At 71.7% G+C, this 26,860-nt stretch carries 26 protein-coding genes and 1 tRNA gene; 16 read left to right on the top strand and 11 right to left on the bottom strand.

Translation table 11 applies throughout. The features are described 5' to 3' along the window. Positions 1-7: 7 nt before the first annotated feature. Positions 8-1,324: a DUF2252 domain-containing protein gene (locus ACTWO6_RS29760; protein ID WP_446216994.1), complete on the top strand. Its 1,317-nt coding sequence runs from the start codon at positions 8-10 to the stop codon at positions 1,322-1,324. 20 nt (positions 1,325-1,344) lie between these two features. On the opposite strand, the gene ACTWO6_RS29755 is transcribed toward ACTWO6_RS29760, so the two are convergent. Next, positions 1,345-2,391, bottom strand: coding sequence for a glucose 1-dehydrogenase (locus ACTWO6_RS29755; RefSeq protein WP_446216993.1), 1,047 nt, complete (start codon positions 2,389-2,391; stop codon positions 1,345-1,347). Between the two features lie 113 nt (positions 2,392-2,504). Here ACTWO6_RS29755 and ACTWO6_RS29750 point away from each other — a divergent pair, with 113 nt between their 5' ends. Both ACTWO6_RS29750 and nuoH read left to right on the top strand, forming a co-directional pair. Then, a complete protein-coding gene (locus tag ACTWO6_RS29750) occupies positions 2,505-3,326 on the top strand; it encodes an NADH-quinone oxidoreductase subunit C (RefSeq protein WP_446216992.1) in 822 nt (273 codons plus the stop codon). After that, entirely contained in the window at positions 3,326-4,288 is a 963-nt protein-coding gene (gene nuoH / locus ACTWO6_RS29745; RefSeq protein WP_446216991.1) for an NADH-quinone oxidoreductase subunit NuoH, read from the top strand. The genes ACTWO6_RS29750 and nuoH overlap by 1 nt, the downstream gene beginning before the upstream one ends. A 9-nt stretch (positions 4,289-4,297) precedes the next feature. Here the strand turns inward: nuoH and ACTWO6_RS29740 are convergent, their stop codons facing one another. After that, positions 4,298-5,344, bottom strand: coding sequence for a glutathione S-transferase family protein (locus ACTWO6_RS29740; RefSeq protein ID WP_446216990.1), 1,047 nt, complete (start codon positions 5,342-5,344; stop codon positions 4,298-4,300). A 110-nt stretch (positions 5,345-5,454) separates the two neighbouring features. Between ACTWO6_RS29740 and ACTWO6_RS29735 the strand changes: the two genes are divergently transcribed. The 9 genes from ACTWO6_RS29735 to ACTWO6_RS29695 all read left to right on the top strand — a co-directional run bounded on the left by ACTWO6_RS29735 (position 5,455) and on the right by ACTWO6_RS29695 (position 15,171). Beyond that, on the top strand, positions 5,455-5,886 hold the full coding sequence (locus ACTWO6_RS29735) for an ester cyclase (protein WP_446216989.1): 432 nt from the start codon (positions 5,455-5,457) through the stop codon (positions 5,884-5,886). Between the two features lie 140 nt (positions 5,887-6,026). Continuing rightward, the gene (locus tag ACTWO6_RS29730) at positions 6,027-6,617 is read left to right on the top strand and encodes a NuoI/complex I 23 kDa subunit family protein (protein WP_446216988.1); all 591 of its coding nucleotides are present in this window, start codon (positions 6,027-6,029) and stop codon (positions 6,615-6,617) included. Then, complete coding sequence (locus ACTWO6_RS29725) at positions 6,614-7,258, top strand: NADH-quinone oxidoreductase subunit J family protein (RefSeq protein WP_446216987.1); 645 nt, start codon at positions 6,614-6,616, stop codon at positions 7,256-7,258. Before ACTWO6_RS29730 ends, ACTWO6_RS29725 begins: the two co-directional genes overlap by 4 nt. Next, positions 7,255-7,656: an NADH-quinone oxidoreductase subunit NuoK gene (nuoK, locus tag ACTWO6_RS29720; protein WP_446216986.1), complete on the top strand. Its 402-nt coding sequence runs from the start codon at positions 7,255-7,257 to the stop codon at positions 7,654-7,656. Before ACTWO6_RS29725 ends, nuoK begins: the two co-directional genes overlap by 4 nt. Continuing rightward, entirely contained in the window at positions 7,653-9,605 is a 1,953-nt protein-coding gene (locus tag ACTWO6_RS29715) for an NADH-quinone oxidoreductase subunit 5 family protein (protein WP_446216985.1), read from the top strand. The genes nuoK and ACTWO6_RS29715 overlap by 4 nt, the downstream gene beginning before the upstream one ends. Then, complete coding sequence (locus ACTWO6_RS29710) at positions 9,602-11,104, top strand: complex I subunit 4 family protein (protein WP_446216984.1); 1,503 nt, start codon at positions 9,602-9,604, stop codon at positions 11,102-11,104. Before ACTWO6_RS29715 ends, ACTWO6_RS29710 begins: the two co-directional genes overlap by 4 nt. A gap of 166 nt (positions 11,105-11,270) precedes the next feature. After that, positions 11,271-12,764: an NADH-quinone oxidoreductase subunit N gene (locus tag ACTWO6_RS29705; protein ID WP_446216983.1), complete on the top strand. Its 1,494-nt coding sequence runs from the start codon at positions 11,271-11,273 to the stop codon at positions 12,762-12,764. 130 nt (positions 12,765-12,894) lie between these two features. Then, positions 12,895-13,773 (top strand): zinc metalloprotease HtpX, encoded by an 879-nt coding sequence (gene htpX / locus ACTWO6_RS29700; RefSeq protein ID WP_446216981.1) that lies wholly within the window; start codon positions 12,895-12,897, stop codon positions 13,771-13,773. 138 nt (positions 13,774-13,911) lie between these two features. After that, positions 13,912-15,171 carry an MFS transporter gene (locus ACTWO6_RS29695; RefSeq protein ID WP_446216980.1) on the top strand — a complete coding sequence of 420 codons (1,260 nt, stop codon included), beginning with the start codon at positions 13,912-13,914 and terminating at the stop codon, positions 15,169-15,171. 334 nt (positions 15,172-15,505) lie between these two features. Here the strand turns inward: ACTWO6_RS29695 and ACTWO6_RS29690 are convergent, their stop codons facing one another. Further along, entirely contained in the window at positions 15,506-16,267 is a 762-nt protein-coding gene (locus ACTWO6_RS29690) for a class I SAM-dependent methyltransferase (protein ID WP_446216979.1), read from the bottom strand. Positions 16,268-16,528: 261 nt separating this feature from the next. After that, positions 16,529-17,023, bottom strand: coding sequence for a YajQ family cyclic di-GMP-binding protein (locus tag ACTWO6_RS29685; RefSeq protein WP_446216978.1), 495 nt, complete (start codon positions 17,021-17,023; stop codon positions 16,529-16,531). A 148-nt stretch (positions 17,024-17,171) separates the two neighbouring features. Between ACTWO6_RS29685 and ACTWO6_RS29680 the strand changes: the two genes are divergently transcribed. Next, positions 17,172-17,255, top strand: a tRNA-Tyr gene (locus tag ACTWO6_RS29680). Between the two features lie 601 nt (positions 17,256-17,856). Here ACTWO6_RS29680 and ACTWO6_RS29675 read toward each other — a convergent pair. The 3 genes from ACTWO6_RS29675 to ACTWO6_RS29665 form a co-directional block, all read right to left on the bottom strand. Further along, positions 17,857-18,294, bottom strand: a complete 438-nt coding sequence (locus ACTWO6_RS29675; RefSeq protein ID WP_446216977.1) for a hypothetical protein — start codon at positions 18,292-18,294, stop codon at positions 17,857-17,859. 368 nt (positions 18,295-18,662) lie between these two features. Beyond that, complete coding sequence (locus ACTWO6_RS29670) at positions 18,663-18,920, bottom strand: hypothetical protein (RefSeq protein ID WP_446216976.1); 258 nt, start codon at positions 18,918-18,920, stop codon at positions 18,663-18,665. A gap of 410 nt (positions 18,921-19,330) precedes the next feature. After that, positions 19,331-19,501 carry a hypothetical protein gene (locus ACTWO6_RS29665; protein ID WP_187413312.1) on the bottom strand — a complete coding sequence of 57 codons (171 nt, stop codon included), beginning with the start codon at positions 19,499-19,501 and terminating at the stop codon, positions 19,331-19,333. 335 nt (positions 19,502-19,836) lie between these two features. Between ACTWO6_RS29665 and ACTWO6_RS29660 the strand changes: the two genes are divergently transcribed. Both ACTWO6_RS29660 and ACTWO6_RS29655 read left to right on the top strand, forming a co-directional pair. Continuing rightward, positions 19,837-20,064: a hypothetical protein gene (locus ACTWO6_RS29660; protein WP_446216975.1), complete on the top strand. Its 228-nt coding sequence runs from the start codon at positions 19,837-19,839 to the stop codon at positions 20,062-20,064. Between the two features lie 75 nt (positions 20,065-20,139). Further along, complete coding sequence (locus tag ACTWO6_RS29655) at positions 20,140-20,901, top strand: hypothetical protein (RefSeq protein ID WP_446216974.1); 762 nt, start codon at positions 20,140-20,142, stop codon at positions 20,899-20,901. 452 nt (positions 20,902-21,353) lie between these two features. Here ACTWO6_RS29655 and ACTWO6_RS29650 read toward each other — a convergent pair whose 3' ends face one another. From ACTWO6_RS29650 to ACTWO6_RS29635, 4 genes are all read right to left on the bottom strand, one after another. Next, a complete protein-coding gene (locus tag ACTWO6_RS29650; protein WP_446216973.1) occupies positions 21,354-21,632 on the bottom strand; it encodes a hypothetical protein in 279 nt (92 codons plus the stop codon). 166 nt (positions 21,633-21,798) lie between these two features. Next, the gene (locus ACTWO6_RS29645) at positions 21,799-22,878 is read right to left on the bottom strand and encodes an IS110 family transposase (RefSeq protein WP_446216972.1); all 1,080 of its coding nucleotides are present in this window, start codon (positions 22,876-22,878) and stop codon (positions 21,799-21,801) included. 580 nt (positions 22,879-23,458) lie between these two features. After that, the gene (locus tag ACTWO6_RS29640; RefSeq protein WP_446216971.1) at positions 23,459-23,839 is read right to left on the bottom strand and encodes a hypothetical protein; all 381 of its coding nucleotides are present in this window, start codon (positions 23,837-23,839) and stop codon (positions 23,459-23,461) included. Between the two features lie 339 nt (positions 23,840-24,178). Next, on the bottom strand, positions 24,179-25,423 hold the full coding sequence (locus tag ACTWO6_RS29635; protein WP_446216970.1) for an MFS transporter: 1,245 nt from the start codon (positions 25,421-25,423) through the stop codon (positions 24,179-24,181). 72 nt (positions 25,424-25,495) lie between these two features. Between ACTWO6_RS29635 and ACTWO6_RS29630 the strand changes: the two genes are divergently transcribed. Continuing rightward, positions 25,496-26,338 carry a LysR family transcriptional regulator gene (locus tag ACTWO6_RS29630; RefSeq protein WP_446216969.1) on the top strand — a complete coding sequence of 281 codons (843 nt, stop codon included), beginning with the start codon at positions 25,496-25,498 and terminating at the stop codon, positions 26,336-26,338. Positions 26,339-26,860: the final 522 nt, after the last annotated feature.

Below are 26,860 nucleotides of genomic sequence, written 5' to 3'. Positions count from 1 at the left end.
GCGGACCATGACCCAGTCCGCGGACAAGCGCTCCGCCTTCATCGTCGACGTGCTGACCGAGGAGTTCGGCGCGTCGATGGCGCTCGACCCGGCGGCCTTCCGCCGCAAGTTCCGCAAGATGGCGGCGTCGCCGTTCGCCTTCTACCGGGGCAGCGCCTCGCTGTTCTACGCCGACCAGCGCGGCGACTTCGCCGACGACCGGTTCCTCGACGACCGGACCAGCCGGGTCTGGATCCACGGCGACCTGCACGCGGAGAACTTCGGCACGTACATGAACGCCTCCGGGCAGCTGGTGTTCAACGTCAACGACTTCGACGAGGCGTACGTCGGACCGTTCTCCTGGGACCTGAGGCGCTTCGCGGCCAGCGTGGCGCTGCTCGGGTACGCCAAGGCCCTCTCCGACCAGGTGATCGGCGAACTGGTCAGCGGCTTCGCCCGGTCCTACCTCACCGAGCTGCGGGCCATCGCGGCCGGCGGGGACGACGCGATCGGCTCGATCACCCTGGACAACGCCGACGGGGTGCTGCGCCGGGTGCTCCAGCAGGCCCGGCTCAACACCCGGGTCGACCTGCTCGCCACGCAGACCACCATCGACGACTACGACCGCCGGTTCTCCCTCGGTGACGGCGTGTTCGAGATCGACGAGGACACCTGGGAGAAGGTCCGCGCCGCCTTCCACGACTACCTCGGCACCCGGCCGGAGTCCGCGATCCGGCTGCGTCCCGTCGCGGCGAACATCAAGGACGTGGTGCTGCGCAAGGGGGTCGGCATCGGCTCGGCCGGCCTGCCGTCGTACAACCTGCTGCTGGAGGGGCACACCCAGGCGCTGGAGAACGACGTGGTCATCTACATGAAGCAGGCCCAGGTGCCGGCGGTGGCGCGGTACATCGACGACGAGCGGGTCCGCGGCTACTTCAAGCACCAGGGCCACCGGACCGCCGAGTCGCAGCGGGCGCTCCAGGCGTACGCCGACCCGTGGGTGGGCTTCACCGAGCTGGACGGGGTCGGCCAGCTCGTCGCCGAGGTCTCCCCGTACGCGGCCGACCTGGACTGGGCGGACGTCAACGAGCCGGAGGAACTGGCCGGGGTGCTCACCGACCTGGGGCGGGCGGTGGCCCGGATGCACTCGGTCGCCGACGACGAGTCCAGCCACGACCTGGTCGACTACTCCACCGAGGAGGCGATCGTCGCCGCCGTCGACGCCGACGCGGAGACCTTCGTCCGGCACCTGGTCGACTTCGCGCACGCGTACGGCGTCCAGGCCCGCCACGACCACCAGCTCTTCGTGGACCTGTTCCGCAACGGCAGGCTGCCCGGCATCTGAGCCGCGCCCGGCCCGGCCGCTCAGGCGGTGAAGTCGAGCACCACCTTGATGTCGTCCGGTCCGGGGGCGTACGCCTCGGCGTACGCCCCCACCGGCACCCGACGGCTGATCAGCGAGCTCAGCCAGGCCTGGTCGGCCCGGGCGAGCGCCTCGGCGGCCAGGTCCCAGTGCCGCCGGTTCGCGTTGACCGAGCCGAAGACCACGTTGTTCTCCAGCACCAGGGCCCGGTTCAGCGCGCCCGCGTCGAAGTCGATGGTCCGGCCGCCGCTGGAGACGCCGGTCAGGCAGACGATGCCGGTCGGCGCGGCCTTGCACATCGCGTCGAGCACCACCACCGGCGCGCCGGTGCACTCCACCACCACGTCCGGCTCGAACTCCAGCTCCGCCACCGGCGTGGCGTGGTACGTCGCGCCGAGCGACCGGACCAGGTCCGGCTTGGGCCCCTCGGTGGCCCGGTCCAGCACGTGCACCGACAGGCCGCGCTGCGTGGCGAGCAGCGCGGCCAGCAGGCCGATCGGCCCGGCCCCGGTGACCAGCACGGTCTGCGGCTTCCACTCGGCGCGGCGACCGATCCGTTCGATGTGGTCCCAGGCCTTCGCCACCACGCTGGTCGGTTCCAGCAGCATCCCGACTGGGGCGAGGACCGGGTCCAGGCCGACGGCGAACTTGGGCTGCACCCGCCACCGGTCCCGGGCGAACCCGGGCAGCGCCTTGATGCCGTGCTCGGTGTACTGCCCGTTGCGGCACATGTCCCACTCGTCGACCGCGCAGTTGGGGCAGGGCACCGGGTCGGGGTGCCGGACGATGCCGGCCACCAGGTCGCCGGCCTGGAGGGTGCCCGTGGGGTCCTCCAGCACCCGGCCCAGCGCCTCGTGGCCCAGCACGAGCCGTTCCTGGCCGGGCGGCGCCTTCCCGTAGGCCCCGGCGATGATCTCGAGGTCGGTGCCGCAGACGCCCACCGCCAGCGCCTCGACCAGGATCGCGCCCTCCTCGGGAGCCGGCTCGGGCCAGTCCTCGGTCAGCTGCAGCGAGTTGGGGACCCTGGGAGACACAGTCACAGCGCGCACGGGTTCATCTTTCCCCGCCCGGAGCCCGCCCGCGGGCAAAGTGGCCAGTTGCCCGGGCCGGGAGCGCGGGCGGCCCGACCCGGGTGCGGGCCGCCGGCCATAGGATCAGCGGCATGACTCCGGAAGAGGTGGGCCAGCGACTGGTCGCGCTGCTCGCGTCCGTCGAGGCCACCGCGTCGGTCTCCGGCGGTCAGGGGTACGCCCGCGCCACCGTGGACGTACCCCCGGTGAGCTGGCGGGACGCGGTGCGCGCGGCGCGCGACGACGCCGAGCTGGCCTTCGACTTCTTCGACTGGCTGTCGGCGGTCGACGAGCTGGCCGACGGCTTCGACGTGGTGGTCCACCTCTGGTCGACCGGTGGGCGGCACGGGCTGCTGCTGCGTACCCGGCTGCCCCGGGAGGCGGCGACCGTGGCGTCGGTGGTCGACCTCTACCCGGGCGCGGCCTGGCACGAGCGGGAGACGTACGAGATGTTCGGCATCTCGTTCGACGGGCACGGCGAGCTGAAGCCGCTGCTGCTGCCGCCGGAGTTCGAGGGGCACCCGCTGCGCAAGGAGTTCGTCCTCGCCTCCCGGGTGGCCAAGCCCTGGCCGGGCGCCAAGGAGCCGGGCGAGTCCGAGGCCGGCGGCGGGCGGCGGCCGATCCGCCCGCCGGGCGTGCCGGCGCCGGGGGAGTGGGGCACCACGCCGACCCCCGCCGGCGCGGCCGGCGTCGGCGAGGGCCCGCGCGGCGGTACGCCCGCCCGCCCGGCCCGGGAACGTCCCGCGCGGCCCGCCCCCGGCGACCGCCCGGCCCGCCCCGCGCCCGGCGACCGCCCGACCCGCCCCGCCGCCGACGGTGCCGCCCGGCCGGTACCCGGTGAGCGCCCGACCGGGCCCGCCCGCGCCGAGCCGGCGGCCGGCGACGAGCCCACGGCCGAGGAAGGGAAAGCCTGATGCCCACCTGGTTGGAGCTGGTCCTCCGGGTGGCCGGCGTGCTGGTCGCGTTCCTCACCCTGCCGCTGGTCGTCGGGCAGGTCGAGCACAAGGTGATGGCGCACATGCAGGGCCGGCTCGGCCCGATGTACGCGGGCGGCTTCCACGGCTGGGCGCAGCTGATCGCCGACGGGGTCAAGTTCGTGCAGAAGGAGGACGTCACGCCGCGCGACGCGGACCGGGCGGTCTTCCGGCTGGCCCCGGCGGTGGCGCTGGTGCCGTACCTGCTCGCGCTGCTGGTGATCCCGCTCGGCCCGGGCGACCTGGTCGGGCAGCCGCTGGACATCGGCCTCTTCTTCGTCCTCGCCGTGGTGGGCGTCGGCGTGGTGGCGGTGCTGATGTCGGCGTGGGCGTCGGCCAACAAGTACAGCCTGCTCGGCGGGCTGCGCGGCGCCGCCCAGCTGCTCGGTTACGAGCTGCCGTTGGTGCTGGCCGCCGCGTCGGTGGCGATGGCGGCGGGCACGCTCAGCCTCTCCGGCATCGTCGAGGCGTGGCGGCCGTGGTGGCTGCTCTGGCAGGCGCCGGCGATGGTGGTCTTCTTCATTGCCGGGCTGGCGGAGATCCGACGGCCCCCGTTCGACATGCCGATCGCCGACTCGGAGCTGGTCTTCGGCTACATGACCGAGTACACCGGCCTGCGCTTCGCCTTCTTCCTGCTCGCCGAGTACGTCGGCATCGTGGTGATCGCCGCGCTGACCACGGTGCTCTTCCTCGGCGGCTGGCAGGGTCCGTTCGGCGACGAGTGGCTCGGCTGGCTCTGGACGCTGCTGAAGGTCTTCGCCGTCGCCTTCGTGATCATCTGGCTCCGGGTGTCGTACCCCCGCCTCCGCGAGGACCAGCTGCAACGCCTCTGCTGGCTGGTCCTCGTCCCGCTCTCCCTGGCCCAGCTCGTCCTCACGGCCGCCGTCCGCCTCGCCCTCTGACCGGACGCCTCAGCGCAGCGGGGTGTGGGCCGGGTCGACGCGTTCGGCGGGGGGCGGGGGCGGCGGGGGAGTGCCGTCGCCGAAGGGCCGGCCGCCGAGGGCCTCCCGGCCGTGCGGGGTGAGCCAGCCCGACAGGTCGGGGCCGAGCGGGACGATGCCGGTCGGGTTGATGTCCCGGTGCACCTGGTAGTAGTGCCGCTTGATGTGGTCGAAGTCGACGGTGTCGCCGAAACCGGGGGTCTGGAACAGGTCCCGGGCGTACGCCCAGAGCACCGGCATCTCGGTCAGCTTCTGCCGGTTGCACTTGAAGTGGCCGTGGTAGACCGGGTCGAAGCGGGTCAGGGTGGTGAAGAGCCGCACGTCCGCCTCGGTGATCGTCTCCCCCACCAGGTACCGCTGCCCGGCCAGCCGCTCGCTCAGCCAGTCCAGCCGGTCGAAGAGCCGCTGGTACGCCCTCTCGTACGCCTCCTGGCTGCCGGCGAAGCCGCACCGGTAGACGCCGTTGTTCACGTCGGCGAAGACCACCGCGTTGACCTCGTCGATCTCGTCGCGCAGCCGCTCCGGGTACAGCTCCGGCGCCCCCTCGCGGTGGTACGCGGTCCACTCGGTCGACAGGTCCAGGCTCATCCGCGCGTAGTCGTTGGTGACCACCTGCCCGGTCGGCACGTCCACGATCGCCGGCACGGTGATCCCCCGCTCGTAGCCCGGGAACCGCTTGAAGTACGCCTCGGCCAGCCGCTCGATGCCGAGCACCGGGTCCCGCCCGGCCGGGTCCAGGTCGAAGGTCCAGCTCCGCTTGTCGTGCGTCGGCCCGGCCACCGCCATCGAGATGGCGTCCTCCAGCCCGAGCAGCCGGCGGACGATGACCAGCCGGCTCGCCCAGGGGCAGGCGCGGCTGACGGCCAGCCGGTACCGGCCGGGCTCGACCGGCCAGCCCTCCCGGCCGTCGGCGGTGATCCGGGTGGCGATGTAGCGCTGGTCCCGGGTGAACTCGCCGCCCGGCTCGACGTACTTCCCGCCGGTCCGCTCCAGGATCTCGTCGCTGTCCGCGCCCACGCCGCCTCCTCGTCGTCCCTCGCGCCGGCCGCGCCGGCGCCCAAACCCATCATGGTCGCTCCGGGGTCCCTGGGGAGCCCCGGCGCGAAGAGCGGGGCTAGGCTGCCGCGGTGACCGATCTGGAGGTGGCGGCCCGACGCTTCATCGCCGACGTGTGGAACGCCGGCCGCGAGGAGACGGCGTACGAGCTGATCGCCGAGGACTGCCCGGGGCTGGGCGGGACCGGGCCGGCGGCGACGCTGGCCTGGCACCACGACCGGCGGGCGTCCTTCCCGGACCTGCGCTACAAGATCGTCGAGCTGGTGGCGGCCGGGGACCGGGTGGCCGTGCACTGGCGGGCCGCCGGCACCCAGGCGGGCCAGTTCGGCCCGGTGCCGCCGACCGGGCGGGTGGTCAGCTACTCCGGGGCGACGTTCCTGCGCTTCGACGAGACCGGCCGGGTCATCGACGCGTGGAGCGTCAACGAGCTGTTCCAGGTCCTCCAGCAGCTCGGCGTCGAGATGCTGCCCCCGCTCCCCGGCGTCACCGACCCCGGGGCGTGATCCGCTCGAGCGGCAGGTTCACCGAAAACGGCACTCCGGTGTCCACGAACTTCGTCCACCGCCCGGTCTCCGGGTAGACCTCGTTCGCCGGGCCGGTAAGAGCCGGGTGGTGGTCGCGCGCGCCGGGGGCACAGGGCAGGATGGGCGGCATGAGCGAGCGCAGCGGCATGCCCGGCGAAGGGCTCGTGAAGGGGCTCGCGGTCACGTTGAAGACGATGACCCGCCCCTCGACCACCCAGCAGTACCCGGACGTCGCCCCCGAGCTGCCACCCCGGTCCCGCGGCGTGATCGCGCTGCTCGAGGAGAACTGCACCGTCTGCATGCTCTGCGCCCGGGAGTGCCCGGACTGGTGCATCTACATCGACTCGCACAAGGAGGAGGTGACGGTGCCCGGCGCCGCCCGCCCCCGGCAGCGCAACGTGCTCGACAAGTTCGACATCGACTTCTCGCTCTGCATGTACTGCGGCATCTGCGTGGAGGTCTGCCCCTTCGACGCGCTCTACTGGTCCCCCGAGTTCGAATACGCCGAGCACGACATCAAGGACCTGCTGCACGACAAGGACCACCTCGGCGAGTGGATGGCCACCGTCCCGCCGCCGCCCGCGCACGACCCGCACGGTGATCCCTCCAAGGAGGAGACCACCGCCGCTCGGAAGGCCGCGGCCCCGGCCCGCCCCGCCGCCGTACGCTCCGAGCCCGGCCCCGCCGCCGACGGAGGTACGGCCCCATGACGGGTGCGGACCTGCTGCTGCTCGCCCTCGGCGCGGTGGCGGTCGGCGCGGGCGTGCTGGTGGTGAGCACGAAGCACCTGGTCCGGGCCGGGCTCTACCTGGTGGTCTGCCTGGGCGCGCTGGCCGGTGACTACCTGGTGCTCACCGCCGAGCTGGTGGCCTGGGTGCAGGTGCTGATCTACGTCGGCGCGGTGGTGGTGCTGCTGCTCTTCGCGGTGATGCTGACCCGCGCGCCGATCGGCGCCTCCGACGACCTGGACCGGCCGGGCTGGCCGGCCGCGCTGATCGGCGGCGGCAGTGGGCTGGGCCTGGCCGTGCTGCTGGTGGACGCGTTCCGCTGGTCCCGGGTGGAGCTGCCCGCCGCGGGCACCGCCGACCGCCTCGGCGAGCAGGTCTTCCGCTCCTGGGTGCTGCCCTTCGAGGTGCTCTCGGTGCTGTTGCTCGCCGCCCTGGTCGGCGCGATCGTGCTCTCCCGCCCCGACATCGGCCGGCCGGGCCCGGCCGGGTCCGCCACGCCGGCCCGTCCGGGCCGCCCGGTCATGCCGCCCGCGACCGGTGGCATCGACCGTCCCGCCCCGGCCGACCCGGCCACCACGTCGGCGAGCGTCGGCGCCGCCGGTGACGAGGGCGGGCGCGTATGAGGCCGGTCGTCCCGTACGTCACCGCCGCGCTCCTGTTCGGCCTGGGCGTCTTCGGCGTGCTGCGCCGCCGCAACGCCGTACTGGTGCTGATGGCCGTCGAGCTGATGCTGAACGCGGTCAACCTGATCCTGGTCACCGCGGACACCACGGTCCGGGCCCAGCTGCCGCACGCCGGGCAGGTCTTCGCGCTCTTCGTGATCGTGCTCGCCGCCGCCGAGATCGGCGTCGGGCTGGCCATCGTCCTCCAGCTCTACCGGCTGCGGGCCAGCGTCGCGGTGGACGAGGTGCCGCTGACCGAGGCGCCGACGCCGGTGCCGGCCGGTGTGACCGGGGCGGCCGCCGACCGGTCGGGCGCGGGGACCGTGGGCGGCGTCGACGGGCCGGAGGTGCGCGGATGAGCGAGGGCATCGGGCGGCTGGCGTCGCTCGTACCGCTGCTGCCCGGCCTGCCGTTGGCCGCCGGCCTGGTGGGGCTGCTCCTGCCGCCGTCGCCGCGCGGCGCGGCGACCGGCGAGGACCGGGCCCGGCGGGTGGCGATCGCGCTCGGCGTGGCCGGCGCGGCCGGGGCGCTGCTCGTCGCGCTGGTCCTGCTGAGCCGGGTGGACCACCTGGTCGAGGCCTCGACCACCTGGGTCGACCTGGGCGGGCTGCGGGTGACCCTCGGCTACCGGCTGGACGGGGTGGCGGTGCTGGTCGCCACGGCGGTGGCCGCGGTCGCCCTGGCCGTGCAGGTCTACTCGATCGCCTACCTGAAGCGCGGGCCGCACGACGACGTCGAGGTGGACCACCGCTACCCGCCGTACGCCGCGCAGATCAGCCTCTTCACCGCCGCGATGCTGGTCGTGGTGGTCTCCGGCGACCTGATCATGCTGCTGGTCGGCTGGGAGGTGATGGGCATCTGCTCGTACCTGCTGATCGCCCACGACCGGCGGCTGCCCGAGGCGCCCGCCGCCGCGGTGAAGGCGTTCCTGGTCACCCGGGTCGGTGACGTGGGCTTCCTGCTCGGCATCGCGCTGCTCGGCGTCTCCGCCGGCAGCTTCAAGATCGCCGACGTGCTGGCCCACGACTACTCCACCGGCACGCTCACCGCCGCCTGCCTGCTGCTGCTCGCCGGGGTGGCGGGCAAGAGCGCCCAGTTCCCGCTGCACACCTGGCTGCCGGACGCGATGGCCGGCCCCACCCCGATCTCCGCGCTGATCCACGCCGCCACCATGGTCGCCGCCGGCGTGTACGCGGTGGCCCGACTCTTCCCGCTCTTCGAGCGCGCCCCGGTCGCGCTCGCCGTGCTCGGCGTGATGGGCGCGGTCACCCTGTTGCTGGGCGCGTTCGCGGCCACCGCGCAGGACGACATCAAGCGGGTGCTGGCCTGGTCGACGGTCTCCCAGATCGGCTACATGACCGGCGCCCTCGCCGTCGGCGCGCCGACCGCGGCGCTGTTCCACCTGCTCACCCACGCCGCGTTCAAGGCGCTGCTCTTCCTCGCGGCGGGTGCGGTCATCCACGCCGTGGGCACCACGCTGATGTCCCGGATGGGCGGCCTCCGCACCGCCATGCCGGTCACCTTCTGGTGCACGCTGGTCGGTCTCGGCGCGCTGGCCGGGGTGCCGCCGCTGTCGGGCTTCTGGAGCAAGGACGGCGTGCTCGCCGTCGCCGAGGCCGCCGCGCTGGACGGCGCCGGTCCGACGCCGCAGTGGGTCGGCTGGCTGGTGTGGCTGGCCGGGCTGCTCGGCATCGCCGTCACCGCCTGGTACGCCACCCGCCTGCTGCTGCGCACCTTCTTCGGCGCCACCCGCATCCCGCTGGCGCACCCGCACGACCCGCCCGCGCTGATGCGCTGGCCGGTGCTGCTGCTCGCGGTCCCGGCCGCGCTGCTCGGCCTGGCCGCCTTCTGGGGGCCGTTCACCGGCCGGATCTTCGCCCCGGTCACCGAGGCCGAGGGGACCGACTTCGGTGTCTCCCTGGTCCACCTCGGTCCGGCGGTGCTGCTGCCGCTGGTCCTGCTGCTGGTTGGCGCGGGCGTCGCCTGGGCGGGCTGGCGCCGGGACCCGGCCGCCGACCCGGCCCGCGTCCTGGGTCCGCTGCGGCCGGTGTTCGCCCGGGCGTTCCGGCTCGACGACGTCCAGCACACCCTCGTCGTACGCCCGACGAACGCGCTCGCGAGGGCCGTCCGGACCGCCGACGAGCTGGGGGTGGACGGCCTGGTGGAGGGGAGCGGCCGCGCCGCGACGGGCCTGGGCGGCGGGCTGGCCGCACTGCACCGCGCGGCCCTGCCCCGCGCCGCGGCCGGCGTGCTGGCCGGCGCGCTGCTGATCGGTCTCGCCGTCGCGCTGATCGGAGGAATGGCGTGAGGCTCGGACAGTTCCTGCTGGTCGCGGTCCTCGCCGTGCCGGCGCTCGGCGCGATCGCGGCGGCGGCCATCCCGCACGACCGGGCCGGACGGCTGACCGGCGCGGTCGCCGCCGCGCTGACCCTGCTCGCCACCCTGCCGCTGGTCGGCGGCGACCACGGCTGGTTCGGCTACGGGCCACGTCCCGCCGTGCAGCCCTGGCACCAGCTCGACCGGCCCTGGGTGCCCGGTCTCGACCTGCGCTTCCACCTCGGGGTGGACGGGATCTCCTGGCCGCTGGTGGTGCTCACCGCCCTGCTCACCCTGCTCTGCTGCGGGTACACGCTGTGGCGGGTGCCCGACGGCGGCAGCGGCCGGGCCCTGATCGCGTTGCTGCTGGTCGTCGAGGTGGGCATCCTCGGCACCTTCCTCGCCCTCGACCTGGTGCTCTTCTTCCTCTTCTTCGAGGTCGTCCTGCTCCCGATGTACGCGATCATCGCCGGCTGGGGCGGCGACGACCGGCGGCGGGCGGCCCGGAAGTTCGCCCTGTACACGCTCTTCGGCTCGGTGCTGCTGCTGGTCGGCGTCTACGTGGTGGTCGCCGCCGCCGGCACCGCCGACCTGGTGGCGCTGACCGGCGGGGCCGGCCTGTCCCGGGGCACCCAGCTCGCCGCGTTCACCCTGCTGGCGCTGGCGTTCGCGGTGAAGAGCCCGCTCTGGCCGCTGCACTCCTGGCTGCCCGACGCGCACACCCAGGCGCCCACCGTCGGCAGCGTCATCCTCGCCGGGGTGCTGCTCAAGATGGGCACGTACGGCCTGATCCGGGTGGCGGTCGGGGTGGCCCCGGAGGGTGCCCGCTGGGCCGCCCCGGTGCTCGGGGTGCTCGCCGTCGCCGCGATCCTGATCGGCTCCCTGGTCTGCCTCGCTCAGGACGAGCTGAAGCGGCTGATCGCGTACTCCAGCGTCGGGCACATGGGTTTCGTGCTGCTCGGGGTGGCCACGCTGACCGCCACCGGCATCCAGGCGGCGCTGATCGGCAACATCGCGCACGGGGTGATCACCGGCCTGCTCTTCTTCCTGGCCGGGGCGGTCAAGGACCGTGCCCACACCGGCGCGCTCGCCGAGCTCTCCGGGCTGCGGGAGACGGCGCCCCGACTGGCCGGGCTGCTCGGCTTCGCCGCGGTCGCCTCGCTCGGGCTGCCCGGGCTGGCCGGCTTCTGGGGCGAGGCGTTCGCCGTGGTGGCCGCCGTCCGGCGCGGCGGCGGGCTCTGGACCACCCTGGCGGTGCTGGCGGCGATCGGCGGGGCGCTCACCGCCGCGTACTTCCTGCGGCTGCTGCGGCAGGTCACCCATGGCCGGCCCAGCCCGGCGGTGGGCCGGCTGGCGCCGGGGCTGGCCGGGGCCGAGCTGACCGCGTGGGCCCCGCTGGTGCTCCTCGCGCTCGCCGTCGGCCTGGCCCCCGCGCTGGTGCTCGGCTACGCCACCGGCCCGGTGGACGCCCTGGTGGCGGTGCTCCGGTGACCGCCGCGCGGGTTCGGTGGAACACCATGGGTGTCTCCGTGGCCCGGAGGCACCCGTGGCGTTCCACCCGCGACGGCGCCGGTCTGCGGGCTGCGGTCGGCCGGGGAGCTGGTGCGGGGGCGACGACGGGCAGGGGCCGGGGCATCGACCGGAGCGGGGTGGCGGCGTGAGCCTGGTGCAGAGCGTGGACAACGTGGCGCTGCTGCCGGCGTACCTGGCCGCCGGCACCGCCGTACTCGTGCTCCTGGCCGACCTGCTGCTGGCCCGGGCCGGCGCGACGGTGGCCGCGGCCGCCGCGGGCGCCATCGCCACCGCAGTGTGTGCGGCGGTGGTCGGGGCGGGCGGCGAGCGGCGCACCTTCTGCGTCAACGGTGACTGCTCCTGGGTCTTGAACGGCCGCGCCGCCCTGGTCGCGGCGGTCTTCGCGCTGCTCACCCTCGGGGTGGTGGCGCTGTCGGGGCCGCTGCTGCGGGCCGGCCGCACGCCGGTGGGGGAGTACTGCTTCCTCCTCGCCTGCGCGATGACCGGCGGCGTGGTGCTCGGCGCGGCCGGCGACCTGATCACCCTGATCGTGGCGCTGGAGACGCTCACCCTGCCGCTCTACGTCCTGGTCGGGCTGCGCCGGGGCAGCCTGGCCAGCGCCGAGGCGGCGGTGACCTTCTTCGTGGTCAGCGTGGTGGCGACCACGCTGACTCTGCTCGGCGCGGCGCTGCTCTACGCGGTGACCGGCGGGCTGCACCTCGACCGGCTCGGCGCCACCCTCACCGGGCGGCCGGAGCTGCTGGACCTGCCGCTGACCACGGTCGCGGTGGCGTTGGTGGTGCTCGGGCTGGCGTTCAAGGTGGCGGCGGTGCCGTTCCACGCCTGGGCCCCGGCCACGTACGACGGCGCGCCGCTGCCGGTGGCCGCGTACCTGTCGACGGCGTCGAAGCTGGGTGGGGTGGTCGCCCTGCTCGCCGTGGTCCAGCGGGCGCTGCCGGCCACCGTCACCGGTCCGGTGCTGGCGCTGCTCGCCGTACTCACCATGACCGTCGGCAACCTGGTGGCGCTGCGCCAGCGGCGTACCGTCCGGCTGCTCGCCTGGTCCTCGGTGGCCCAGGCCGGCTACATCCTCGCCCCGCTCGGCGCGCTCGCGCTGGCGGCCGGCCGCACCGCCGACGCCCGCAACGGGGCGTACGCGGCCGCGGTCGCGTACGCGATCTTCTTCGTGGTGCTGGAGCTGGCCGCCTTCGCGGCGGTGGTGGCCCTGCGCCCCGCGGACGCCGACGGCGGCACGCTGGACGACCTGCGCGGGGCGGCCCGCCGGCACCCGTGGGTCGGCGCCGCGTTCGCGCTGGCGCTGATCGGGCTGGCCGGGCTGCCGCCCGGGCTGGCCGGGCTCTTCGCCAAGGTGACCGTGGTCCGGTCGCTGCTGGACGGCCACGCCGGCTGGCTCGCCCTGGTGGTGGCGGTCAACGCGGTGTTCGGCCTCGCCTACTACCTGCGCGTCGCGGCCATTCTCTGGGCCGCCCCGGACGCCGCCGCCCGGCCGGCCCCGGCGGAGGGGCCGGCCGGGGCCCGCCCGCCCGCGAGCGTCGGGCTGGCCCTGGCGGTTGCGACCGTGGTGGCCGTGGTGGTCGGTTTCGCCCCGCAACTCCTGCTCGACCTGGTGGCCCGCTGATCCGGCCGGCGCAGCCGGCCCGCAGCCTTTTTCAGCCAACTTTCAGCCATGAGCAGGATGGTTGACGGGTACCGGGTTGTTGAACCGGTCAGCGGATTCCCGTGCGGGTCCGCGCACCGAAGGAGCGATCGTGCATCACAACCGTCTGAAGACCGCAGCGCTGCTCGGCCTGTTGACCTCGCTGATCCTCGCGGTCGGCTACTGGTTCGGCGGGAGCGGTGGCCTCGTCATCGCCGTCGTCGCCTCGTTGCTGATGAACGGCGTCACCTACTTCTGGTCCGACAAGCTCGCGCTGCGCTCGATGCGGGCGCAACCGGTCAGCGAGGCGGAGTTCCCTGAGCTGTACCGGATGGTGCGTGAGCTGGCCACCGAGGCGCGGCAGCCGATGCCCCGCCTGTACGTCAGCCCGACCTCGCAGCCCAACGCGTTCGCCACGGGGCGAAACCCGCAGCACGCGGCCGTGTGCGTGACCCAGGGCATCACCGAGATCCTCGACTACCGCGAACTGCGCGGGGTGATCGGACACGAGCTGTCGCACGTCTACAACCGGGACATCCTGATCTCCAGCGTGGCGGCCGGGCTGGCGGGCATCATCACCTTCCTGGCGAACATCGCCTGGTTCATCCCGCTGGGCTCCTCCGACGACGAGGACGCCCCGAACCCGGCCGTGCTGCTGCTCACCCTGATCCTGGGCCCGATCGCGGCCACCATCATCCAGCTGGCCATCAGCCGGAGCCGGGAGTTCCAGGCCGACCAGTCCGGCGCCGCGCTCAGCCGGGACCCGCTGGCCCTGGCCAGCGCGCTCCGGAAGATCCACATGGGTACGCAGGCGCGGCCGCTGCCGGCGCAGGGGCAGCTGACCAGCACCGCCCACCTGATGATCGACAACCCGTTCAAGCGGGGCGGTGGCATCGCCGCGCTCTTCTCCACCCACCCTCGGATGGAGGAGCGGGTCGCCCGGCTGGAGCAGATGGCCGCCAACAGCGGTCCGGTGCAGTTCCAGCGCTGACCCACGCCGACACCTCCGCCCGCGTCCGGTCCGGACGCGGGCGGGGTCGTGTGTCGGGGCACAAACCGGTTCCCACCCGTCCTGCCCGGCGTTAGGGTCGAAACGTCTCTCACCCATTACATCCCTCGGAGGTCGACGGTGGCCGCACTGCGCCAGTACCTGGGCGTCTGGCGGATCCCCGGCGCGCCGATGCTGCTGATCCTCGGCATAATCGGTCGGCTCGGGATCGGCATGACCCCGCTGGCGCTGCTGCTCGTCGTCGAGCAGGTGACCGGGCGGTACTCCCTCGCCGCAGTCGCCGGCGGCATCTACGCGCTCTCCGGCGCCGCGCTCAGCCCGGTCGCCGGGCGGATCGCCGACCGGGTCGGCCCCACCCCCGTGCTGCTGGCCACCGCCGTCGCCCACCCCCTCGCGCTCTTCGGGCTGCTCGGGGCCAGCCGTTCCGAGGCCGGCAACCTGGGCCTGATCTACCTGGCCGCCGGGGTCGCCGGCGCCACCTACCCGCCGCTGACCGCCGCCATCCGCGGCGCCTGGAACGACCTCACCGGCCCCACCTCCGGCCGGTACCACCTGCGCAACACCGCGCTCGCCGCGGAGACCTCGCTCTTCGAGATCGTCTTCGTGCTCGGCCCGCTGCTGGTGGCCGCGTTCGTGCTGGCCGCGGACGCCGCCGCCGCGCTCGTCGGCGCCGCCGTGGTCACCCTGGTCGGCACGGCCGCGGTGGCCCTCGGCCGGGTGATGCGCGGCTGGCGCCCCCACCCGCGCGAGCACCACGCCAAGGGCCTCGGCCCGCTGCGGGTGGGCGGCTTCCCCGCGCTGCTGCTCTGCGTCGCCAGCCTCGGCATCGCGTTCGGCGCGGCCGGGGTGATCGTGCCCGCCTTCGCCGGCGACGCCACCGCCGACGACCCGGAGAGTCTCGCCGGCCTGCTGCTGGCCGTCTGGGGCATCGGCAGTGCCGCGGGAGGCTTCTGGTTCGGCGTACGCCGGCCGGCGGCCAACATGACCCGCCAGTTCGCCTGGCTGCTCGGCGCGGTGGCCGCCAGCTTCGCCGTCTTCGCGGTGATGCCGGGCCCGGCGGCGCTGGGCGTCGCGCTGGTCCTCGGCGGCGCCACCATCGCGCCCGCGCTGACCCTGGAGAACACCCTGGTCGGGCGGATCGCCCCGGCCGGCATGCTGAACGAGGCGTACACCTGGGTGGTCACCATGTCGGTGGCGGCGAGCGCCGCCGGCGGCGCGGTGGCCGGCCTGATCGTCGACCACGCCGGCGGCGTGCCCTGGGCGTTCCTCTTCGCCGGGGCGGCGGTCGCCGTCGGCGCCACGGTCGCCGCGCTCCCCGCCGGCCCCATCGCCCGCGCCGAGGCCACCGCGGTACGCGCCGAGCACCCGGTCGCCGCCTGAGCGCGGTCACCCGCCGGCCACCGCCACCTCGTCCACCCCGGCCAGCGTTCCGGTCGCCGCGGGTGGCGCGGCTGGCGGGTCTCAACGCGTCCCGGGTGGGTACAGCACGGGAGTGTTCGTCTTCTTTTCGAACCGGATCGGCTGCCTGGGCTCGATCCTGATCAGCGCGATCCTCACGGTGATCCTGCTGTTGATCTTCTCGCGCTGACGTCGCCTTCGTATGGCCGGACCCAACTCGGCATGCGCCGCATCGTACGGACATCCCAGTCGCATGCCCGGCAGCCGAGCGGGTTGGCCGCCGAGAGGGACGTAGCACTTCGGTCCTCGGGCGCAGCTAGTGGAGTGGCGGGATGCGATAGACGGACACGTGGGAACGCGACTCGGCCGTGAAGTTGGCTCCGGCCCAGTCCGCATGTCTGGTCTCCAGCTCGAACCCGGCCAGTTGCGCCATGAGGTCGAGCTCGGCCGGCCAGATGTAACGGTGCGGACTGCGGAACACCTGAGCCTGCCTGCTCTCATCGAACGTGAAGTGGTGCGACACGACGTGCTGGCGCAGGACGTCGTAGGTGTCCAAGCCGATGTAGCCGGGCTCGGAATGCCAGACCGTGACGTGCTGGCCCGGCGGGAGCTTGCGCAGCTCAGGCACCCAGAGCTCGATCACGAAGCGACCGCCGGGTGTGAGGTGGCGGGCGGCGTTCCGGAAGCACGCGACCTGCTCGGCCTGGGTGAGCAGGTTCGAAATCGTGTTGTAGACGAGGTAGACGAGCGAGTACTTCCCTGGGGCGACGGCGGTCGCCATATCGCCGACGATCACGGGGATCGTCGCTTCGTCCGCCTTCGTTCGCAGCTGATCGATCATGGGAGGTGACAGCTCGATGCCGGTGACGGGCACCCCTCGCTCGGCGAGTGGGACGGCCACCCGGCCGGTTCCGATGGCGAACTCGAGCGCCTCTCCGTCGCCTGCGAGTTCGGCGAGGCGGTCCACGGTCGGCCCCAGAACCTCGGGCGCGAACATGCCGGAGCCTGACGTGTCATAGCGCTGGGCGGCAACGGCGTCCCAGATGTCCTCCTGCTGCATGCCGCCCACGATCGCCACGGGCCTGGCCATTGTCCAGTGATTGGGGACCGTGGGTCGCAACTGCCGTCATGCCCGGTTGCAGGCATCAAGGGCTTGCTTGCGGTGTCCTGGGATCGGATCTGGGTGACGGCGGCGTAGGTGACGCTTCCGAGCAGGGCGCCGGGTCCGGCGAAGAGCCCCGCCTGTCATCGACCCGGGCAGGCCGAGCAGGGCCTTGCCCGGCGCGCCAGCGTCCGTATCCGCATCACGGTCCGCTTGACGTGGCGCGCCCGGCGGCCCTTACCTGTAGTTGGTGAACTGCAGCGCGACGCCGAAGTCCTCGCCCTTGAGCAGCGCGATGACCGCCTGCAGGTCGTCCTTCTTCTTGCCGGTGACCCGGAGCTGGTCGCCCTGGATCTGCGCCTGCACGCCCTTCGGGCCCTCGTCGCGGATCTTCTTGCTGATCGCCTTGGCCTTGTCCGTGTCGATGCCCTGGATGACCTTGGCGTCGATCTTGAAGACCTTGCCCGAGGCGCGGGGGTCCCCGGCGTCCAGCGACTTGAGCGAGATGTTCCGCTTGACCAGCTTCTCCTTGAAGACGTCCAGCGCCGCCCGGACCCGCTCCTCGGTCTCCGCCTGGAGGCTGATCGCCTCCTCGCCCGACCAGGAGATCTCGGCGCCGGTGCCGCGGAAGTCGAACCGCTGCGCGAGCTCCTTCTCCGCCTGACGGAGGGCGTTGTCGACCTCCTGGCGCTCGACCTTGCTCACGATGTCGAACGACGGGTTCGCTGCCATGCTCATGCTCCTGCTGTCCGGCGGTCTGAAGGTCTTCCATCGCCCGCTGACCAGCGGCACGACCCCCTGACGGTACCCGCTTGCGGCCGCCCCGGGGGCAACCGCTATCCTTGCTACCGCTGCCACGCACGGCGTGGTGCGACGCCCTGGCGGGTTGCCCGAGCGGCCAATGGGAGCGGACTGTAAATCCGTCGCGAAAGCTACAGAGGTTCGAATCCTCTACCCGCCACCAGGGATCGGCAAGGCCCTTGACCTGCGGAAACGCAAGTCAGGGGCCTTTGTCGTCTCCCGCCGCGGTTGACCGTTGTTGCCCCTGCTCGACCGGCCGATCGGGCACGCGACGGGCACGTTGGATCTTGGGATTTCCGGCAATCGTGGGTCACGCCCTGGTCCTCGGTCTCGCGCGTGGCGGGGGGTGGGTCGCGGTGGACTTCTCCATCCAGTCCCGGGATCGCTCCGGGGACCTTCCATGCCCACCCCCCGTGGCCGCGCTGTCCCACGAGGGGTGGCTGAGACCGGCCGGGTTGGAGGACACCGTACGTGCCGTCTCCGAGAATGAGCAGACGGGCCTCGTGCCAGGCTTCGCCCGGGTCTCCGGCCGTCTGGCCGAAGCACTTCCGACGCGAGGGCTGGTGACCTGGCCCGTCTGCAGACGTCTGGCGGACGACCTACGGATTATGAGATCAAGTTGCCACCCTCGGCTGACCTGGGCGCACCTTGGCTGACCAGCGGATACGGCTCTCGGCATCTCACATCGGCACGGGGCCATCCGTCGACCCCTTGCGGACTGGATGCGGACCGAACGATGGGCCATCAGGTGGCGCCGCACTCGCTCAGAACGCCTGCGGTCGTCCGAGCAGGTCGGCGATGCTTGGCAGCCTTGGCTGTGCGGGTGGCTGTTTGGCCATGGTCCTACGGTCGTCTTGAAGCAGACCGGTGAACTCATCGCCTTGGGGGTCGTAGACGACCAGGTCGTGCCGCTGCGCCAGGTGCAGGACGGTGTTTACCGCTTCGGTGCCCCGTGGCGACCAGCTGATATGCATCTCAACGTGATCGATCCCTACTCCGAGAGGCATCGACATCCACGGCGAGTCCGGCCCGTATGGCGGCTCGTCCGGGTAGCGGACCCTTAGGTCGTCGTAGAAGGCAACGATGCGCTCGTCCAGCTCCCCATCGCGGTGGCACAGGCTGGTGCAGTGCTCGACCATGGCCCGCGCGTCGTCCGGGTGTGCGGAGCGGTCCACCGCCAAGACCAGAAGATCGAAGCTCACGGCCCCATCATGCTCGATGCGCTACACGGGCTGAGGTCCGGACTGTCAGCTTGGGAATTGTCGATCTCCGGCAGGCCACCGGCTTGGTGGCCTGGTCTCGGCAGTCTCTCGTGGCCTCGACTGGCCCCTGCTGTCCTCGCCCAATGGCACGCTAATGGCACGCCGGGTGCGCACAGGACGGCCGCGCGTGGTGACGGCACATCACCGCCCAGAGATGCCGGAACGCCTGCTGTCGGCAGGGCACTGGTTCACCGTTCGTGCCCGCTCGTGCCCGTCAGGGGTACCGGCTACTGGCACGTGGCTGGCACGCTGGGGGCGCTCGCGGGCAGTCGGCCCCGCTCATCCTCACCTCGTCGCGTTCGCCTGAATCATCCCGGCGACGCGAGACCGCCAGCGAGTCTCCGAAGATAATCAGCGATTACCGGGTCTCCGGAAGAGCGTTCGTCGGCAATGCGCGAGACGATTCGGCGAAACTCGGGCACGTCCTGAGGGGATAGCTCACTCAGGTAGTCGCCCATTACCTCTTGAACTTTAACGGCAAAGTCAGGGTCCACTTCATCAGGGCTCGCGTGGTCAAGCATCTGAATAGCGGCCACCATAGCCACGATGATTGGATCAAAATTCACGGAGCCACCTTACCGAAACAACCAAGGGTGATTCCGGCGCTGCCGGGGATGGCAGGGGACAGCACGATTGAGGCCGTCCTCCTCGTCGGGCAGTCGTAGACCTCGGCGTCGGTGGCGTGGACCGGCCTGGGGATTAGAAGAAGATCGCGGAGGGCTGGTCGGGTGGCTGCGCACCTGGTCAGCCCGTCCGTCGTTGTCGGATGGCGTCGGCGTCAGCCGGTGGTCTTGGCTGTACGACTGGCTGTACAGCCACGGTTTAGGAAGTGTGGATACGGCTGAATGTCGCATAGCTGCGACCTGGCTTGACCTGCGTCGTCACGCTGGTTGGCACGTCCAGGAGCTGACCGCCCTTGACCGTCGCCTCCCGTCCCAACGGGCACGCAAGGGGCACGCCCCGTCCGGCTCTACTCCTAGCTCTCGTAGAGCGGCGGGCCTACGCGATCTGCTGCTTGCGCCGCCTCGTCCAGCCAAGCGGCGATGCCGCGAGCCTCGTTGGGATTGAGCAGGATGGTTGCGACACCCGACTGGTCCTGCTGCACGACCTGGAAGAAGCCCTCGGGCACGCGGATCGTAAGCGTCACGGCTCCACACATCTGGTCACCGCGTGGCATGGCGGCGGCTCGGACCGATGCCGTACTGCCGGAGAGGACGCCATCGGCGTCCTCCCACACCGTCCGTGGCTGGGTAGTCATCGGTGCAGTATCCATGCTCGCGTCTATCCGCGGTGCCCCAGGGACCTGACCCGGACCTATGCATTACGAGATCAAACTGCCGGCCCCGCCAACCTGGGCACATGGCGGTCTAGCAGCGGAAACACCCCTCGACATCTCACATCACTCCCCCGCCGTCCGCCGACCTCTTGCGGACCAGATGCGGACTGCCCGTCCCTGACGCGTCCGTGATCGAATAGCCGGCCATGGGGTGGGATGAGTGCCTGGCGGAGTTGCTGGTCCAGCTCGGGGATCGTGGCCTGGTCGCCATGGTCAAGATGGACGGCGAACGCCAACGGGGCCGCTGGACGGTGCTGGTGTCAGGCAGCCCGATGGGCGGGGACTTCGTGCGATGGGACGGCGACGACTTGAACGCCGGGCTGTCGCGGGTGATAGCCCAGCTTCAGGAGCGGGTTCCGGGACTGCTCGACTGAGCTACGGCCTCGGGGTTAGAAGAAGATCGCGGATGGCTGGTCAGGTGACCGTGCCCCTGGTCAGCCCGTCCGTCAGTGTCGGGCAGCATCGGCGCTCGGAAGCGGGCTTGGCTGTACGGATGGCTGTACAGCCAGCAGGATGCGATTGTGTTCGCCGATCCAACCATGCTCCTCGTTCACAGTCCGCTCCTCACCTCAGCGACATGGGACGCCCTGCGTTCGCAGCTCGAAGCGGCGGGGTGGCGCGTGGCGGTGCTGGACCTTCGCCCTTTGGTCGAGACGCCGTCCTTCCATACGGCGGTCTGCACGGCGGCTGCCAACGTCACTCATGGTGCGCCTACCGTCGTCGTCGGCCACAGCCGCGCGGGTGCTTACCTGCCCGGCATCGCCGACGCGGTCGGCAGTGACCAGCTGGACGTCGTCTTCATGGATGCCCGCCTGCCGCATCCGGGCACGAGCTGGGTCGGATCACTGCCGCCGGAACGGGCCACGTGGCTGCGAGAGATGGCGGTGTCCGGCCGGCTGCCAACGTGGGACACCTGGTTCCCCGCAGACTCCCTAGCCGATGTCCTGCCCGACCCCGAACAGCGGCGGCAGGTGCTGCACGGCTTACCCGAGCTGTCGTGGCAGGTCGTCTCCGAGGTGCTACCTACGCCCGGCAAGGCATGGGACTCCGCCAGACACATCTACCTCCAGTTGAGCGCTGCATACCAGTCCACGGCAGAGCAGGCGGAAGAACGTGGGTACCGGGTCCGGAGCCTGGACGCCAATCACCTGGCGATGGTCACGCAGCCCGCCATGGTCATGGATCTACTTCTGTCGGCATTGCAGCCATAGCAGCGATAGCTGAACCCATCACGAAGCTGCGGATCTCCTCGTCGGGCAGTTGTAGACCTTCCAGCCTCCCCGGACGGGGACAAGGTGGAGCGCCCTACCGGACGAACGACCTTGGCCCCGTCCGGGGAGGCTGGTAGCCCTTGTGGTGCCCGATGAGGTGATCCGCTCCCGGCTGATCTCTGAGGAGGGCCGGGGTTCGGGGCGGAGCCCCGAGGTCTTCTGATCCTGTGACTCCCAAGCGTGGCCGGCCGGCCCGGCCGATGCCGGCCGGAGGTCGCCAGCAGGCCGGGGCCGGGCCGGCGCGGCCCGCTTTGCGGGCCGCCTTGATCTGATAGAGCGGAATTCGGCAATGCGCGTGCCCGGTGCCCTGTCCCGTCACGGGACGCGCTTGGCACCCGCGTCCCACCAGATGCTCTACAGCCGCAGTGGCCTGTGGCTGTGGCCGACGCGGGTCACCGCCGGAAGCTGGCCGGGTCGGCGAGGTACCGATCGAGGTCCGGATCCTCGTGCTCCTCTTCGAAGTGGTCCGCGATCACCCACTGGTCACCGAGTTCGGCGCGCAGCTGGTCGAGCGCCCGCCGAACGGCCGTGTTGAAGGCCTGGCACTCCGCCTCGCGCCAAGGCCCTGGGTCAGGCGGATAGTCCCAGTTCAGTGATGCGTCGTACCACTCGACCAACTGGGCCAGCTCATCCCGAAGGGTCACGCTGATCGGCAGCGCCTCCAGGCGCACCGGATTCCCCCAGGCCTCCCAGTCCTGTGGGCTGGTTGGCCACAGGACACCCCCAGACCCCGCGTCGAAGAAGAACCGAGCATGCGACATGGGCAAGAAGCCTGGCACAGGTTCTAGGCGCAGCGTCAAGCCGCCCCTGGGACGGATTCGATGCTCCTATGGATCGTCAAGCCGTTGCGGGGGCTGTCTTGGTGATCTCGAGCCGGCGAATGACGTAGTAGATCTGCCTTGCGATGAGGCGCTTGAGACACCGCATGATCTCTTTGTTGGACAGCCCCTGTTGCCGTCGACGAGCTGCGTAGGCGCGAGTGGGTTCGTGCCAGCGCATGCGGGACAGCGCGATGGTATGCAACGCGCAGTTGGCCCAGCGATCCCCGCCGCGGTTGAGCCGGTGACGGTCGGTGCGCCCGGAGCTGGCCGGGATCGGTGCAGCGCCGCACAGGTGGGCGAAGGCGGCATCAGAGTGCAGCCGTTCGGGGTTGTCGCCGGCGGTGGTCAGCAGTTGCCCGGCGGTTTCGACGCCAACCCCGGGCAGGGTCAGCAGTTCGGGTGCGGCGGCGGTGACCAGCGTTGCGAGTTCGGCGTCCAGCTCGGCGATCTCGGCGGTGAGGTGCTGATGACGGCGGGCCAGCCGACGCAGAGCCGCCTTGGTCGCTTGACTGGGATCGGCGAGGTCAGCGGTGGGGCGCAGCCGGGCACAGGCGCTGACCAGGGCAGTCTTCGGTAGGCCACGCAGCTGCTCGCGTAGCTCGGCCGGACCGGTGAGAAGCAGGGCGCGGAGCTGGTTGATCGCCTGGGTGCGGGCCTTGACCGCGCCGCGGCGGGTCACCCGCAGGGTACGGATGGCTTCGATGCGACCGTTGCGGCTTTTCGGTGTGCCAGTCGACCGGCCCGACAATGCGGCCCAGGCGGCCGAGTACGCATCGACCGGATCGGACTTGCCCTTCAAACGGCGGGCCTTGCGGTCGGGTCGGTCGACCTCCACCACGGTGACGCCGGCCTGGCGCAACATCCGCGCCAACGCTGCCCCATAGGCGCCGGTGCCCTCGACACCGACCCGCTCCAGCCGGCCGAAGCTACGCAGCCACGCCAACAACTGCCGATAGCCGGCCGGGGTCGTCGGGAACGCGCGATCGGCCAACCGCCGGCCCACCTCGTCCAAGACAGCAGCGTGGTGGGTGTCGCCGTGGGTATCTACGCCGCCGACCACGGCCGGATGCTGCGCCACTTCTCGTTGTTCGGTCATGCTTGGTTGTGCCGTCCTTTCCGCTCGCACCGGTTGGGCGGCACGCGCCGGTCGGGCGGGCGGACAAGACAGTGACGGGGCCTCTCGCACAGGCTCCTATGAGGTCACGGCGCCCGTCCGGCCGCGTGCACAACAACGGCAACCGAGCAGGCCGACAGATCGGATCCAGGACAGCCGAAGCGTCGGTCAAGCATCGAGTCAGACCCGCTCGGTGCCGCCGAACACATCCTCACTGTCAAGCATGAGCAGGGACTAGACACACCGGCAGCCGGTCGGTTCGTACGTACGTTCGACTAAGCTGCGGCTGGTGGAGGTACGTGGTCGCTGGTGGAACGGGTCGTGGGGCCGCATGGCCCGGCGCGACATCTGGTTGCTGACGGACGGCCGGCTCTGGCGCGTCCGTGGCCGCCTCGGTGGCGACGGAGGGCAGGAAGTCTCGCACGACTTCCCGGGCGAAGCATCCGCCCGTTCGATGGTCGATCGGATGATGAAGACCTCGGCCGGCACCTGGCGGGATCTCACGGAGGCGGTTCGGCAGGAGACGAGCCGCCGGCAGACTCACTAATCGATGGCCTTGGAGCTACTGCGCGGGCGGCTCGCCGTACCGCCTGATGTGTTCGGCCCAATCACGGGCGACCGCCTTTGCCTGGGCACGACGCATCGGTGCAGTGCGATGCATTTGAATGTTGCCCTCAGGGTCGTCGGGCACATAGGCGATCACTGGCCACCTGTTCGTCACGGCGCGCCACGGCCACACCACCACCGTCGCGAGCAGCGCGCCCACCACGTTCAGGAGGTCGAAACCCTCACGCCAATAGACGGGGTTGAACGGGTTTAACCGATCGGAGTCGTACAGGGACGCCCGCCACGGCGCGCGCGGGACTGGCCGCCATGCGAGGCGCTGCCGGCCTACCCGCCACGGGATCCATTCGCCCGTCGGCGACCGCGTGAACACCAACACGCCGTCATGGTGACACCGACGCACAACCTCGTGAAGCTGACGCCGATCAATGCATCGGTGATGGAAGCCCGCCGAGCGGACGGGACTATCGCCCCGACCACCAAGGCAGAGCAGACCATCAACCCCTACATGAGCGGCAGAACACCGAGCGAGGCCGGTAACGGTCATCGGCAGGTGTCCGGGCGGACATGCACACCGCACCACGGCGGCAGGTCGGCTGCCCAGACCCGCCAGCCGCCGGCGTCCCGCCGGGTCTCGAACCGCCACTGGTGGGCTTCGCCGCTGAGGTAGGCGCAGAGTCTGATCTCCGCGCTCGTCTCCGTCCTGGGGGCCCGTACCTCATGCGCCAGGCCGGGCGCCGGCCCCCCACGGCTCAAGGTCCGGTGCCCCGGCGCGGCCGAGATCGCTGAGCGGAGACCGCGTTCGGGCGGGCGAGCGGCGGGACAGCAGGCATCCAGTCAGCGCGGCGGCGAGGCCGGCCAGCCCGGCCGCCGCGAAGCCGCCCGCTGGCACGGAGACGTCGATCGCCACCCCGACGATCGGGGATCCGAGCGCGAAACCCGCGCTCTGCGCCGAGGATTGCAGACCTGTCGCCTCCCCCCGCACGCTGGCCGGCGCTAGCCGGCTCACCGCGTCGGCCACCGTGGAAAGGGTCGGCGCGGTGAGAAGCCCGGCGCCGACAACGGCCACGCACAACCAGGGCCAGTCGTGGGCAAGTCCGGCGGGAATCGTCACGAGCCCGAGCAAGCCGAGCAGCAGCCACGTGGGCAGCGGCCGCGGCAGCGCGCCATAAATCAGCCCGCCGGCGACGGAGGCCACGCCGAACACGGCTATGACCACGGCGGCCCAGGACACCTGACCTGCTTCTTCGAGCGTGGCGACGATGGCGAGGTCGACGCCGCTGAGCAGCGTCGTGGTACCGAACGCCATCGTGAGTACGGCAATCATGCCGGCGCCCAGCCACTCCCGGCGCGGGGGCCGTCCAGCCGCCCCGGGATCCGCCTCGTCCTCGACACGCAGCGGCGGGTTGAGCAAGGCGATCCCGGCTCCGCCAGCCACGATCGCGGCGCCGACCCCCCACGCCACCACACCGGGGGACATCTTCGCCGCACACAGGATCACTACCGCCGGGCCCACTATGTACGACAGCTCGCCGTGCACCGATTCCAGCGCGAACGCGGCCCGGCGCTGTCCCGCCGTCGTCATCGCGGCGATCGCCTGCCTGGTCACCGGCTGGGCCGGCACCATCAGCAGGCCCGCCGCGAAGGCGGCGCCCAGCAGGATCCCGTACGGCAGGATCGGCACGCTCAGCCAGAACACGACCTGCAGTACGACAGTGACCAGCAGCACGGTACGCAGGCCCCGCCAGTCGATCATGCGGCCAAGCAGCGGCCCGCCCAGCGCCACCCCGGCGGTCAGAGCCGCCGCGACGCCACCCGCCGCCGCGTAGCTCATGTCCAGACCCAGCACGACATACATCGTCAGCGCCATCACGTCAGCCGTGATCGCGACACGGGCGAGCAGCGAAACGCCCAGCAGCGATGCCATCCCTGGCACGGCGAGCACCTGTCGGTATCTGGTCACCTGCGTGACGCTAGATCGTCCGTCACATCATAAGAAGTGGCTAATTTGTTGGAGCTGGCATAATAAATGCTTATGGCAAGAGATCTTGAGACCGCGTTGCTGCGGTCGTTCGTCACCGCCGTGCGGGCGGGCAGCATCAGCCGCGCCGCGACCGCGCTCGGACAAACCCAGCCCGCGCTCAGCCAGCAGTTGCGCAAGCTCGAGAGCGTTGTCGGCCGTCCGCTGCTTTACCGGTCGCCGTCTGGCGTCTCGCCGACCCGGGCGGGTGAGGAACTCCTGCCGTACGCCGAACGCATTCTCTCGCTCTCCGCACAGGCACTCACCGAAACCGGACGCGCGCTTACCGGCCACTGCGTCGTCGGGTTGCTCGAAGACCTCGCCGCGTCCCAGCTTCCGCAGGCCCTCGCCGACCTCGCCCGGCTGCACCCCGGCGCGACGCTGGAGGTGCTCAGCATTTCCAGCGCCGCGATGCGGGAGGCCTACGACGCGGGCCGCGTCCAACTCGTGCTCGACGCGGTGCCGGACGTTCCCGGGCCGCCGCGCTGGACGGTACGCCGCCCGCTGGTCTGGGCGATCGGCCAGGGTGTGGACGTGGCTGCCGATCCGCTGCCGGTGGTGCTGTTCTCGAACCCGTGCTCCTGGCGGACGTCAGTGCTGGAAACGCTGGAACGTACCGATCGGCGCTGGCGGGTAGCGTTCGAAAGCAACAGCCTGGTCGGTGTGCTCGCCGCGGTACGGGCCGGGCTCGGCGTCGCGGCGCTCATGCCCGCGAACCTCGAACCGGTCATGGCCTGCCACGACGCGGACGCCCTGCCCACCCTGCCGGACGTCGAGCTCGGTCTCGCACGGCACCCACGGACCGAAGGTGATCCGCTGATCGATGCCGTGGAGACCGCGCTACGACGCATGATTTGAGTTTCGCGGCTGGTCAGCGCGCCAAGACCTACCTCACCGCTACCTTGCTGCTCGCCGGAGGTTCGGGAGTTCTGGGCCTTCCCCACCCAACCGGCCGAACGTTAGAACGCCTGTACGATCTCGGGGTGGGTTTCTGCGAATGCTCTTCTGGCCCGGCGTGTCCGCGGTGCCGTGGATCGCGGGCGCTGTCACTCAGGACACGGTGCGGACCGTGCTGTGGACCCTGGCGGTGGCCGTAACTCTTGCCACCGCGGGAGGTAGCACTCACCGGCAGAGGTCCGCCCGGACGTGTACACCGCACCATGTCGGCAGGTCGGCTGCCCGCACCCGCCAGCCGCCGGCGTCTCGCTGCGTCTCGAACCGCCACGGGTGGTCTGTGCCGCTGAGGCTGGTCGATCCGTTCCACCAGATCGCTCGGACGTGCGCGGTTTACCGTCGCCCGGTCGTCGCCCTGGTCCTCGACGTCGATCGGTCCGACCGTCAGAGGTTCGAATCCTCTACCCGCCACCAGGGATCGGCAAG

The organism is Micromonospora sp. IBHARD004 (assembly GCF_052814115.1).
Note: the sequence above shows the minus strand (reverse complement) of the source record. Positions and strands in the feature narration are given on the sequence as shown.